Here is an 11,814-nt window from a genome sequence, read left to right as displayed (position 1 = left end):
CTTTATTAAAACATATATATATATATTTCTAAAGAAAAAACACCGCAAATTCACTTGAATAATGTGGTGTCTTAGATAATTAAATTCTTTTTATTGATAGTCCTCTCATTCCATTGTCTTCATTTATAAAGCCTACTAAAACAAATATCTCACTATCAGATTTTATTGTAATTTCTTCATCTTCTCCATCTAAATAAATCTTCAATCCATTTTTCTGCATATCTTTTATTAACTTACCATTGTAAGTTACACCTTTTCTATTTGTAACTTTATTTATAATAAATAAAAAAAGTAAATAATACAGGAATAAAATTATAAAATCAAAAAAATTTTTAAATGAAAATAATGGTGAGTTAGTAAAATCAAATTTACCTATTGAATATGTAATTCCTCTTAATAAAAATGCGAGAATAAATGCAATTGATGTGTTTATCATATAGTATACTCCCTTCTACATTAAGTAGTATTTATTAAAATTAAGTATTACTTTTATCTAAATAACCAATTAAACCAAATGTAAATCCAGTAGTGATTAAATATATAGGAATAAACCACATGGCAATACCCCAAAAAATGCTATGAAAAGTATAATTCCATACTATATATAATGAAGTGATTCCTATTAGGGTGATTTGTAATCCAAAAATAAGATTCTTCATACTACTTGTCTTTTTAATCCGATTTAAGAAACTTAGATTAATTAGAAAACTAATTAAAGCAAAAATAGTGATTTTGATAATTAAAAAACTAAATATAAATAAAACTTTATTCAATTTATATCCTCCTCAAATACATATATATACTCCTCACCATTTTCAATAAAATCTTTTATATGCCCGTTATCATATCCTATTAATTCTAAAAATAAAATCTTATGTTCTTCGATTTTATTTATATCATATTTGTAGATTGCATCGCCAACATACATTTTACCTCCACTTATCTTCAACTCAGAGATTCCGTTTTTGCCATTATCTTTAAAAGTTTTCATAGTTCCTTTTGAAATTTCTATATAATCTTTTGAATTTAGTTGATTAGATATATTAGATTCAGTATTTATATCATTACCATTATATAAATACCATTTCCCATTGAACTTTTTAGGTGAAATTAAAGTTAATACAATAAACACTATGCAAAAAATTAAGCCTATAATAGTAAATTTTTTAAGCATATACTCTCATCCCCTTTATATAATTTATTTCATGAATTATATGGTATAAGCGTAATTTTACGAATAATTTAATATTTAAATTAGAAAGTAGTATTTATTTATGGATAATTTCAAGATGTCTATACCGATAGTAATTCCATTTCTCGATGCTGTTATTTTTCACCTTTTTATGCTATAATTTACTAAAACATTAATGAGGTGATGCTTTTGTATAAAAAACTTTTTTTAATTTTTATTATAATAATGATATTTTCTATTCCGATTTACTTTTTAATAGAAAGTATAAATGATATCAATAAAAATACTATTTCACATAATAAAATAGTAAAAATTTTAGAATCACCTGACAAAAAATTTAAAGCAATAGCATTTATAAGAGATCTTGGAGCAACTACTTCATTTAGTCCCCAAGTTTCAATCTTAGAAAATGATGATGATCTTGAAGATCAATCAGGAAACTTATTTATAGGAGATAATTCAGATTTTATTGATATATCTTGGAAAAATAACGATTCGCTTAACGTAATTTATAGTTGTCAGGACTACGACATATTTAAGAAGGTTACAAGTATTAATAATATTGAGGTCAAATATGAAAAAGTTGATAGAAGCAACTCTAAATAATGTTTTTCTTAATAAGATATTATCACCTTTATTTACATAACTAATATGAAATTTAATATTAAAGAGGTCTTTTATAGTGTATATATAAAACAAAAATTAGGAGAAATGTAATAGTCAGAAAGAAGAGAAAATAAATTATATTTTTCTTTTCTTAATTAAAAAAATGATTCTAATTTTTTCAAAAGACCAATCCTATCTATTCTATATGTATTAATTATAAAACACATAAGATTGTATTTAAAGGTAAAAAATATATAATTTGGTTTATAATTGAGTAGGCACGGAGGTCTTGGAATAAAAAAAATATATTTTAAATATTGAGGTTTTTTCTTTAGTTAATTTAAATTTTGATGTAGTTACAGGGTTAGTCTAAAATGTCTAGAGTAAGAGGCATAGATAAAATACTAAATTCTGAATTAGTAACAATAAATGAACTTGTCCAAATCTCAAGTATGAGATAGGGAACATTAAAATATTATACGAAAGAAAGATTAATTCCCTACGAGCAGATAGATAGTGGACTTGTAAGAAAATATCTTGGAGTGGAGACTCTTAAAAGATTGAATGAAATTAATCAACTAAAGATTAATGGATTAACAATAGGAGAAATAAAAAAGAAATTAGGAAAAGATTAAATAGTATTTTATTCCCTGAATTAAAGTAATGATAAGCATACAAACTATGTTTAAACAAGCATAGGAGGAAAACACGATGAAAAACATAAATAAAGTACCACTTAACAAAACAGGTTTTTCAAACAGCTATGATGAAGGTTCCAAGCATAAAGATCTTAAATCCTTAGAAGGTAATGCAAGGGATGAGAGTAAGAAGAGAATTAAGAGTGAATAGAGAAAAGTGAATAGTGAAGGAGAAAATTCAGAGAAATGAATTTTTAAAATGATGTTAAAAAGAACTTAATGAAGCCTGAAAAATGGCTTCTACAGAGTAGATGTGCACATTATTGTGGTAGATGCGATTCTCAGCGTCAGTCTAATCCTTTTCAGGAAGAATAGATCCTTTATAGTGATTTTGACGTAGCTCTTGAAGATACAGTCAAAAGTAGTAAAATAATTAGAGAGAAGTAGTTAAAATGCTTCTCTCAAAATAACTTTTAGGAGTATAAAAATGCAAAACATAAATTTATCAGAGTATAAAGGGAAAATATTTAAGCATTTTAAAGGAGATTTATATTTAGTTTTAGATGTAGCTGAGCATTCAGAAACTAGAGAAAAATTAGTTATTTATAAGGCTTTATATGGAGATTGTGGTATTTATGCAAGGCCTGTTGATATGTTTTTAAGTGAAGTGGATAAGGCGAAGTATCCTAATATAGAGCAAGAGTACAGATTTGAGCCTACAACTATTAAAAGTGTAAAGTGAAATTATTAATATTATTGTAAGATTATTCTAAGTAAAAATTAACTTGTTTATATTATAATCAAGAAAGAGAAGTTTATTAAAAGGAGAATATAAATTATGAAGATGAAATCATTTATAAATAAGCTTATTATATCATCCATGGCTTTAGGAGCTTTTGTTACTGGATTTACAGGAGTTACTGCTCATGCAGATTCTTTCAAGTCTGTAACTTTAGGAGCAGATTTAACTCAAGCTCAGAAGGATGACATGCTAAAGTATTTTGAAGTGACTAAAAATGAAGTTAACCTATTAGAAGTTACATCAAAAGAGGAGCATACATACTTAGGAAAGGTTGCAACTCAGGCTCAGCTTGGTAATAGAGCAATATCTTGTTCTTATGTTGAACCAACAAGTAAGGGTGGTATAAAGGTAAGCACAAACAATCTTACTTGGGTTAATGATGGAATGATAAAAAATGCTTTGATTACAGCAGGAATTGAAAATGCTAATGTGGTAGCAGCAGCGCCTTTTGAGGTGTCTGGTACAGCAGCATTAACAGGAATATTGAAAGGATTTGAAACCAGTACTTCTGGAGAAAAAATTGATGAAAATAAAAAAGAAGCTGCAAATGAAGAATTAGTAACTACAGGTGATGTTGCAGAAAAGATAGGTCAAGATGATGCTTCTAATTTAATGAATGATATAAAAAAGGAAGTAATAAAGGAAAAGCCTAAGACAGAAGAAGAAGTCAACAAAATTGTTGATAATGCAGTTACAGAGTATAAGGATAAGTTATCAGCTGAAGATATAGCTAGTATAAAAGCTTTGATGAGTAAGATAAATAACCTAGATCTTGATTACAACAGCATAAAAGATCAATTAAATGATGTAACCAATCAATTAAAAGATAAATTAACAAGTGAAGAGGCAAAAGGTTTATTTGCAAAGATAGGACAGTTCTTTTCAGATGTATTTAATGCAATAAAAAACTTATTTTCAAAATAGAAACCCCCTTGACAACTGAATTTTGATTTAATATACTTTGAGTAAATCAAAAGCTATGAAAAGAAGAGTAGTTATTATGGAAGCTTACAGAGAATTCCTGGTGGTGAGAAGGAATGGTGAAAATTTTAATGAAACAAGTCTTGGAGCCTCATACGGATTCTATATTAAGTAGATGATGCTATGACGTTTGTTCACGTTACAGAACTAGAGTATAATTGTACTTGATGAGATTAATATGGTGACATGTTAATGAATTAGGGTGGTAACGCGATATATAAATCGCCCCTACACATTGTTTGTGTAGGGGCGATTTTTTTTCATTAAATACAGATTTTTAAGGAGTGAATATTATGGAAAAAAGAAAACTAGAAAGACCTGTCTTTCCTAAAAGAGCAGTTATAACTTCTGGAATGCCATATGGCAATAAAGATTTACACTTTGGTCATGTAGGTGGTGTGTTTGTGCATGCAGATACCTTCTCAAGATTTTTAAAGGATAGAATAGGTGAAGAGAATGTGATATTTGTATCAGGGACAGATTGTTATGGTTCCCCTATACTTGCAAGTTACAAAAAACTTGTAGATGAAGGTTCTTATAATAAAACCATAGAAGAGTATGTTGTTGAGAACCATGAAAAACAAAAAGAGGTATTAGATAAATATGAAATAAATCCAAGTTTATATGCTGGCTCTGCACTAGGAAGAGCAGGAGAGATACACAAGGAATTATCAAAAGAAATATTCAATAATTTATATGATAATGGATATCTTGTAAAATTATCATCACCACAATTTTATGATCCTGATTTCAAAGCCTTATTAAATGGAAGGCAAGTAATAGGGAAGTGCCCTATAGAAGGATGTAGTTCTGAAAAAGGATATGCAGATGAATGTGATTTGGGACATCAATATATGCCTAATGAACTTATAGATCCTAAGAGCATATTATCAGGTAAAACACCTGAACTTGTAGATGTGGCTAATTGGTATTTTGAATTAGATAAATACATGCACCTATTAAGTGAGGGTGTAGAGCATTTAAGAAAAACATCAAATTGGAGAAAATATGTTTTAAATACCATTGAAGAATTTTTAAAGCCACCAATTATATATGTAAAACGTAAGCAACTTGAAGGTATAACAGATTTGGATGAAAAACTTCCAACTCATACAGTTGAAGATGATTCTAAGAAAGCTTCCATCTCTTTCATATTTAAGAACCTAGAAGATAGAGATAAAGCAAGAGAAGTGTTTGATAAAATGGGCATAAGATTTAGGACAGGAAAAACTTTAGTTCCCTTTAGATTATCAGGAAATGTTGAATGGGGTATAGATGTACCTGATAAAGACGAACTTAAAAATCTTACTTTTTGGGTATGGCCAGAATCTTTATGGGCCCCAATATCATTTACTAAGGCCTATCTAGAATCTATAGGAAAGACATCAGATGAGTGGAAAAATTTCTGGAACTCTAAAGAATCAAAGGTATATCAATTCATGGGAGAAGATAATATCTATTTTTATGGTGTTGCTGAGATGGGCCTTTTCATGGCACTTACAGGAATAAACTATGATAACAAGGTAGACTTCGAAAACATCAACATTCCACACTTGATTGCAAATAATCATCTACTGTTTATGGATAAAAAAGCTAGCAGCAGTGGTAAAGTAAAACCACCTATGGCAAGAGATTTATTAAATTTCTACACTCCAGAACAATTAAGAATGCATTTTTTAAGTTTGGGTTTATCAAGAAAAAGTGCCAGCTTCACTCCACAAGTATTTATGAGTGAAGAAGAGAAGCAAGGAGCTGATCCAGTATTAAAAGATGGAAATCTTCTTACTAATGTATTTAACAGACTTGTTCGTTCATGTTTTTATACATCTCAAAAATACTATGATTCAGAAATACCAGTAGGAGAAATAAGTGAAGAAATTTTAGAAGAAGCTAAAGAGGCTATCATAAACTATGAAAATAACATGTACAATCATGAATTTCACAGTGTGATTTATGTTCTTGATAGTTATATAAGAAAGATGAATAAGTACTGGGTAAGTAACATGAAAAAAGCAGAAAGCGAAAATGATGATGTACTAAGAAAACAAGTTCTCATAGACAGTTTCCATGCTGTAAGAACCATCATAACTCTACTTCATCCTATAGCTCCAACTGGATGTGAAAAAGTAAGAGATTATCTAAATGTAGATAAAAAACTTTGGAGCTGGGACTTCATATTTGAACCTATATATAAAATTATTGATAAAGAGCATAAGTTGAAATATTTGATGCCTAGAGAAGATTTCTTTGAAAAACATGAAAGTCAATTAAGTGAAAGTCTTGCAAAATAGTAATCAGTTTTCTTGTCATGATGGGCCTAAGAGATATGTGAAAAGGCCCATCATGACATTAATATACCTCTCTATCTTATCTTTATTTACATATATAATAATTTTCCGGTTTCTTGTAAATGTGTAAAGAATTTAATTAATGTGTCGATATAAAATATGTATAAATTATTAATAAACAAACTTAGGGGGACTAATTTAATGAATGATTCTTATGTTTTTAAAATGCACAAGAAATGGAGGCGTGGCAGATTTCTAGGGGTAGCAATTTTTTCTCTGATTTTATTTTTGCTAATTGGTTATGGAGTCTACGAATATAATGATAAGAAAGATAATCCGTTTATAATAAATACATTATCTGATTATTATAATGCTAAATCTAATGATTACTATGTAAAAATAGAGTCTAGTGAAATATATGATATGAATTTTGCTATGTTTAACTCCAAAGATAACAGTACATTTGATAATGTTACAGACTATTTTTTGGGAATTAGAATTGAAGATAAAATTCTTCCTGTATCTGTACCTAAAGAAGATATTGAAAAAGTTATTAATGGAGAAATTTCTTATTATGTGGTTAGTGGGAATATACGTGCTTTTGAACCTGATACATTAAGAACGTTGAAAAACGTTTTAGTAGAAGATGGATTGACTTATGAAGAAGTGAATTCTATAATACTACCAAATTATCTTGAACATGCCTATCCTGTAGAATCTCTTTATATGCTTATAGGACTTGCTGTTATATTTATTTTTATATTTTCAATATTGTATGGAAGAACATTTATAATCAACAGAAGGGCTAAGAAAAGTCTTCTAAATTACTTTAATGGTAATTTAGAAAATGCCTACTCAAGTATTGATATGGATATTTATAGTTCTGAAACATTTACGATTAAACCTTTTACTTTAACCCAAAACTACATTATAGTAGATAGCAAACAGGTTGTTTTAACGCTTCCTTTAAGGGAGTTAATGTGGGTGTATGTACATAGAGTTACATATAGATTTTTCTTTTTTGTAAAAATCAATATGGTTACTAGTTTGGAGTTGGTCTTTTCAGATAATAGAAAGTATAGGATTGCAGTACCTGGTTTTGCTTCAAAAGGTGTTGAAAGAGCTAATGGTATTATTGATGCTATATCTCACAGAACGCCTGTTTTTGTTGGCTACTCTGATGAACTTCGTGCTTTATTTAAGAAAAAACCAGAAGAATTTAAACATCAATGGGAGTTACTGAAGCAACAATCTTACAATACAGAAGTAACTGAATTTTAATATATCTTATTAAAATGTATCTATCAATTAATATAGTAAAAGTTTTGAAAAGTTAATAAGTCTATTGAAATCCTAACATCTTAGATAAGCTAGATGTTAGGATTTTCTTGTTATGATAAGCCTAAGAGGTACATGAAAAAGGTCCATTATAAAAAAGAAATACACTTAGATTAAAAGTATATACAATAGTTTTAAAATTTGAAACCACAAAGTATTGTAGGGGGTGTATAATTAAATAGAATTTTAATTTAAAAGGAGGATATATGTTTAATACAAAAGTGGACTTAATAAATGGAAAAATACTTAAGTCGTTAACTATATTTACAATTCCACTGTTTATATCAAGTATATTTCAACAACTATATAATATGGCAGATATAATGATTGTAGGAAATTTTTTAGGAGATACATCTTTAGCTGCAATAGGATCTACCACAGCTATATATGAGATGTTAATTGGGTTTGCGTTAGGTATAGGCAATGGACTTAGTATAGTAACAGCCCGTAGTTATGGTGCAAAAGATGAAGAGTTAGTAAAAAAATCAGTAGCTTCTTCCATTGTTATAGGAGGAGTAATTACTATATTTATTATGATTATAGTTAAATTATTTTTATTTCCTCTATTACAACTATTGCATACTCCAGAAAACATTATAAATGAAGCTTATTCTTATGTTTATACGGTTACAATTTTTGTTGGGGTTACCTTTGTTTATAATCTGTGTGCAGGCTTTTTAAGAGCAATTGGAAACAGTTTCATGCCCTTGGTATTTCTTATAATATCATCAGTATTAAATGTCATATTAGATATTCTTTTTATTACTAAATTTAGTATGGGAATAAGGGGAGCAGCAGTTGCAACGGTTATAGCTCAAGGAGTATCAGCACTTTTATGTATTGTCTATATATTTTATAAATGTAAAATACTTATTCCCAAAAAAGAGCATTTTAAATTCGATAAGGAGTTATATATGGATCTATCTGGACAAGGTTTATCCATGGGAATTATGCTTCTTATAGTGTCAACTGGGACAGTTATTCTTCAAACTGCAATTAATGGATTTGGATATCTTATTATTGCAGGTCATGTTGCTGCACGTAAACTTAGTAGTTTTCTTACGTTACCTATTGGTATATTATCAATGAGTATTTCAACCTTTGTCTCACAGAATAAGGGGGCAAATAAAGTGAAAAGAATAAGGCAAGCTGTCAGGTATGTAAATATAATTTCTATAGCTTGGGGAGCCCTAGCCTTTATAATTTCATTATTTTTATCACCAGTACTTATGAGAGCAATATCAGGATCTAGCGAATACACTGTGATTCATAATGGGTCATTATACTTAATGATAAATGCACCTTTTTATGCAATTTTAGGTATACTTCTAAACTTGAGAAACGCCCTTCAAGGCATTGGGCAAAAGATTGTTCCTCTAATCTCTAGTATAATTGAGTTTTTTGGCAAGATAGTGTTTGTATATTTCCTTATAGGGAAAATGGGTTACTTTGGTGTTATAATATGCGAACCAGTAATCTGGTGCTTAATGGCTGGACAACTAGTATACTCATTTTATAAAAACCCCTATATTAGAGATGGTGGTAATAAGCTTCAGCAGGAAATAGCAAGTTAATATCTATAACTAGAACTTAGTATAATGATGGGCCTAAGATGTATATGAAAAAGGTCCATCATGAAACAAGAGGTTACTTTTCTTATTTCTTACCATAATAAATAGGTAACTTATCTAATATATCATTAAAGTTATCAAATTTTTCAGTGCTCGCCCATACAAGTTCTTTATAATATTCTTCTGAAGTTGAAAAGTATAGTTCGTTCAAATTATTATAAATGAAAATTGAATAACATTTATTTAGATCACTATTATTTTTAACCAGTAGGAAATAACTATCTTCAAACAAAGAGCCGTCATCTTTTTGACCTCCTCTTCCTGTAAAAGGGTATCTGGAACCATTTATAGTTATGTATCCATTAAACTTTGGTGCGTATGCAGTAGGTATATTAGGCGGATAGTTATCAAAAGGAGTTATTATTGCTTCTCTACGAATACCTTTAATTTCTATATTACACTCTCCTAAAATCTTTCTATGTTCATTATCAATATAATATCCATGATAGGTTTTACTTATAGTTTGGATATCTCTGAAAAATAACATTTTTATACTTATACATATAATTAAGAAGATAGATAATCTAGTTAATAACTTCTTATATTTCTTCATCATCAAGATACACCTCATAATCATGTTTTTTATGATTGTACCATAAAAAGGTAATAACTTAATTACGAAAATATTAACTTGATATAGATAAAATATAAGAGGTATATCAAGAGGCCTATCATGAAATGGTTAGTGCACTTATGACGAACCATGAAGATATGAAGATAAAATCAATTAGGAAATTTATGGTACAATAGAATTAATTATATAAAGTGAGTATGAAAAATTAAAATATCTAAAAGATAGGGGATACGGATATGTACAATGAATTTCCAGTAATTGAAACAGAGCGACTAAGACTAAGACTTATTACAGAAAAAGATTTAAAAGAGATGTTTTCTATATATTCATCAGAAGAGGTTATGAAGTATTATGGAATATATCCAATTAATGATATTTCAACAGTTGAAGTTATGATTGAAAAGTTTAAAGAGTCTTTTGAAGTAGATATGGGTATAAGATGGGGAATAGAATTAAAAAGTACAAGCAAGTTAATTGGAACATGTGGCTATCATAATTGGAATAAAAGGCACTTTAGAGCTGAAATAGGGTATGAATTGGGTAATGAGTTTTGGAGAAAAGGTTATGCTAAAGAAGCTATTTCATCAATAATAAAATATGGCTTTGATGAAATGAACCTAGAAAGAATAGAGGCACTTGTTTATCCAGAAAATGAAACATCTGAAAACATGCTTAAGAAACTAGGTTTTCTGCATGAAGGTTATCTTAGGAAGTATGTTTACTTTAGAGACAAGCATCAAGACTTAAACATGTTTTCATTAACAAAGGACTAAGTTAATTACTTATTTTTATAAAGATTAATTCCTTTAAATAAGAATAGAGATGATATTAAAAATATAAATAGAGTTTTAAAAGTTTCAAAAATATCAAAGGTATTGTTTTGTAGCGATGTGATAAAAGAAATCATAGAAAAGAGAATTCCAAGAATCCCTAATACTAATAAACCTAATTTAGATTTACCTAAATTCTTAACTAAAAGAGTTTGTTTCCCAGAAGTCAAATACTCTGGAGTATTAACTTTTTTATTAAACTCCTCAATGTCATTGATGGTTTTTGAAAAATCATTATTAGATTCGTTCATAGACAAAACCTCCCAATATTAGATAGTAATATTATACCATAAAAAGGATTAGATTGAAGCTGAAAATAGCTTCTATCAATTAGTCATATTGCTATAGAAAATGTGCAAGTATTTCATTAGAATTCGTTTAGACGTATTGATGTAAGATCTATCCTAACCTTTATTATTTTTTTATGATTAAATAATGTGATTTTTGCTGATAATTATACATAATTAAATCTTTTATATGAGATGATTGAAACACATAAATATGATATAATAAATATAAGAAGATATAGTATTTTCAATGGTTACATTTGAGTTTTTTTAGTAAATGATAGCCATATAAAAGGATGTGAAAGTAAACTATGAACAATAAATACAGTAATTACGATGATGACTTTATAATGTCTCCAAAAGTTGATTTTGTATTTAAGCTTATTTTCGGTGATGAAAAGAATAAATCTGTTTTGGCAGCATTTTTGAGTGCAGTATTGAATTTACCAAAAGAAGAATTTATGGAAATAGAGTTATTAAACACGGAATTATTAAGAGAATTTAAAGAAGACAAAAAAGGTGTTTTAGATATAAGAGTTAAGACTAGAAATAACGAGCAGATAGATATAGAAATTCAAATACTGCCTACTGAATTTATGGCAGAAAGAACATTATTCTACTGGTCAAAAAGTGCGCTGCGTTGTGCA

At 28.3% G+C, this 11,814-nt stretch carries 14 protein-coding genes, 1 pseudogene and 1 other annotated feature; of the genes and pseudogenes, 10 read left to right on the top strand and 5 right to left on the bottom strand.

The features are described 5' to 3' along the window. Positions 1–79: 79 nt before the first annotated feature. Genes B3N22_RS18770 through B3N22_RS18760 form a run of 3 tightly spaced genes read right to left on the bottom strand, consistent with a single transcriptional unit; the run spans position 80 to position 1,174 of the window. Entirely contained in the window at positions 80–436 is a 357-nt protein-coding gene (locus B3N22_RS18770) for a hypothetical protein (RefSeq protein ID WP_286909511.1), read from the bottom strand. Between the two features lie 40 nt (positions 437–476). Continuing rightward, positions 477–773: a hypothetical protein gene (locus B3N22_RS18765; protein WP_286909509.1), complete on the bottom strand. Its 297-nt coding sequence runs from the start codon at positions 771–773 to the stop codon at positions 477–479. Further along, positions 770–1,174 (bottom strand): hypothetical protein, encoded by a 405-nt coding sequence (locus B3N22_RS18760; protein ID WP_286909507.1) that lies wholly within the window; start codon positions 1,172–1,174, stop codon positions 770–772. The genes B3N22_RS18765 and B3N22_RS18760 overlap by 4 nt, the downstream gene beginning before the upstream one ends. Before the next feature lie 207 nt (positions 1,175–1,381). Between B3N22_RS18760 and B3N22_RS18755 the strand changes: the two genes are divergently transcribed. The 8 genes and pseudogenes from B3N22_RS18755 (at position 1,382) to B3N22_RS18725 (ending at position 9,419) form a co-directional block, all read left to right on the top strand. After that, positions 1,382–1,798, top strand: a complete 417-nt coding sequence (locus B3N22_RS18755) for a DUF5412 family protein (RefSeq protein ID WP_286909505.1) — start codon at positions 1,382–1,384, stop codon at positions 1,796–1,798. 476 nt (positions 1,799–2,274) lie between these two features. Continuing rightward, positions 2,275–2,433 (top strand): annotated as a pseudogene (locus tag B3N22_RS23735) (MerR family transcriptional regulator); the annotation flags it as partial. 76 nt (positions 2,434–2,509) lie between these two features. After that, positions 2,510–2,647 (top strand): hypothetical protein, encoded by a 138-nt coding sequence (locus B3N22_RS18750; RefSeq protein WP_286909503.1) that lies wholly within the window; start codon positions 2,510–2,512, stop codon positions 2,645–2,647. Between the two features lie 276 nt (positions 2,648–2,923). After that, on the top strand, positions 2,924–3,178 hold the full coding sequence (locus B3N22_RS18745; protein WP_349676653.1) for a DUF1653 domain-containing protein: 255 nt from the start codon (positions 2,924–2,926) through the stop codon (positions 3,176–3,178). Between the two features lie 96 nt (positions 3,179–3,274). Further along, the gene (locus B3N22_RS18740; RefSeq protein ID WP_286909501.1) at positions 3,275–4,162 is read left to right on the top strand and encodes a DUF1002 domain-containing protein; all 888 of its coding nucleotides are present in this window, start codon (positions 3,275–3,277) and stop codon (positions 4,160–4,162) included. Between the two features lie 46 nt (positions 4,163–4,208). After that, positions 4,209–4,452, top strand: a binding site (T-box leader). A gap of 60 nt (positions 4,453–4,512) precedes the next feature. After that, entirely contained in the window at positions 4,513–6,510 is a 1,998-nt protein-coding gene (locus B3N22_RS18735; protein ID WP_286909499.1) for a methionine--tRNA ligase, read from the top strand. Positions 6,511–6,708: 198 nt separating this feature from the next. Beyond that, positions 6,709–7,788, top strand: coding sequence for a DUF6709 family protein (locus tag B3N22_RS18730; protein WP_286909497.1), 1,080 nt, complete (start codon positions 6,709–6,711; stop codon positions 7,786–7,788). 263 nt (positions 7,789–8,051) lie between these two features. Continuing rightward, positions 8,052–9,419 (top strand): MATE family efflux transporter, encoded by a 1,368-nt coding sequence (locus B3N22_RS18725; RefSeq protein WP_286909495.1) that lies wholly within the window; start codon positions 8,052–8,054, stop codon positions 9,417–9,419. Positions 9,420–9,501: 82 nt separating this feature from the next. Here B3N22_RS18725 and B3N22_RS18720 read toward each other — a convergent pair whose 3' ends face one another. Continuing rightward, the gene (locus B3N22_RS18720) at positions 9,502–10,032 is read right to left on the bottom strand and encodes a hypothetical protein (RefSeq protein WP_286909493.1); all 531 of its coding nucleotides are present in this window, start codon (positions 10,030–10,032) and stop codon (positions 9,502–9,504) included. 254 nt (positions 10,033–10,286) lie between these two features. On the opposite strand from B3N22_RS18720, the gene B3N22_RS18715 reads away from it, so the two are divergent. Beyond that, positions 10,287–10,823 carry a GNAT family N-acetyltransferase gene (locus tag B3N22_RS18715; protein ID WP_286909492.1) on the top strand — a complete coding sequence of 179 codons (537 nt, stop codon included), beginning with the start codon at positions 10,287–10,289 and terminating at the stop codon, positions 10,821–10,823. A 5-nt stretch (positions 10,824–10,828) separates the two neighbouring features. On the opposite strand, the gene B3N22_RS18710 is transcribed toward B3N22_RS18715, so the two are convergent. Continuing rightward, positions 10,829–11,131 carry a hypothetical protein gene (locus B3N22_RS18710; RefSeq protein ID WP_238906929.1) on the bottom strand — a complete coding sequence of 101 codons (303 nt, stop codon included), beginning with the start codon at positions 11,129–11,131 and terminating at the stop codon, positions 10,829–10,831. Positions 11,132–11,478: 347 nt separating this feature from the next. Between B3N22_RS18710 and B3N22_RS18705 the strand changes: the two genes are divergently transcribed. After that, on the top strand, positions 11,479–11,814 hold a 336-nt coding region (locus tag B3N22_RS18705; RefSeq protein ID WP_286909489.1), incomplete at its 3' end, for an Rpn family recombination-promoting nuclease/putative transposase.

Origin of the sequence: Clostridium sp. UBA1652 (assembly GCF_002320975.1) — a bacterium.
GTDB classification, from domain to species: Bacteria; Bacillota; Clostridia; order Clostridiales; family Clostridiaceae; genus Clostridium_T; species Clostridium_T intestinale.
This window is presented reverse-complemented; position numbering and strand designations above follow the sequence as displayed.

Excerpts from the sequence above, each read along its gene's own strand:
- B3N22_RS18770 (WP_286909511.1), bottom strand. The coding sequence starts at position 436 with ATGATAAACACATCAATTGCATTTATTCTCGCATTTTTATTAAGAGGA.
- B3N22_RS18760 (WP_286909507.1), bottom strand. The coding sequence starts at position 1,174 with ATGCTTAAAAAATTTACTATTATAGGCTTAATTTTTTGCATAGTGTTT.
- B3N22_RS18750 (WP_286909503.1), top strand. The coding sequence starts at position 2,510 with ATGAAAAACATAAATAAAGTACCACTTAACAAAACAGGTTTTTCAAAC.
- B3N22_RS18745 (WP_349676653.1), top strand. The coding sequence starts at position 2,924 with ATGCAAAACATAAATTTATCAGAGTATAAAGGGAAAATATTTAAGCAT.
- B3N22_RS18740 (WP_286909501.1), top strand. The coding sequence starts at position 3,275 with ATGAAGATGAAATCATTTATAAATAAGCTTATTATATCATCCATGGCT.
- B3N22_RS18735 (WP_286909499.1), top strand. The coding sequence starts at position 4,513 with ATGGAAAAAAGAAAACTAGAAAGACCTGTCTTTCCTAAAAGAGCAGTT.
- B3N22_RS18730 (WP_286909497.1), top strand. The coding sequence starts at position 6,709 with ATGAATGATTCTTATGTTTTTAAAATGCACAAGAAATGGAGGCGTGGC.
- B3N22_RS18725 (WP_286909495.1), top strand. The coding sequence starts at position 8,052 with ATGTTTAATACAAAAGTGGACTTAATAAATGGAAAAATACTTAAGTCG.
- B3N22_RS18720 (WP_286909493.1), bottom strand. The coding sequence starts at position 10,032 with ATGATGAAGAAATATAAGAAGTTATTAACTAGATTATCTATCTTCTTA.
- B3N22_RS18715 (WP_286909492.1), top strand. The coding sequence starts at position 10,287 with ATGTACAATGAATTTCCAGTAATTGAAACAGAGCGACTAAGACTAAGA.
- B3N22_RS18710 (WP_238906929.1), bottom strand. The coding sequence starts at position 11,131 with ATGAACGAATCTAATAATGATTTTTCAAAAACCATCAATGACATTGAG.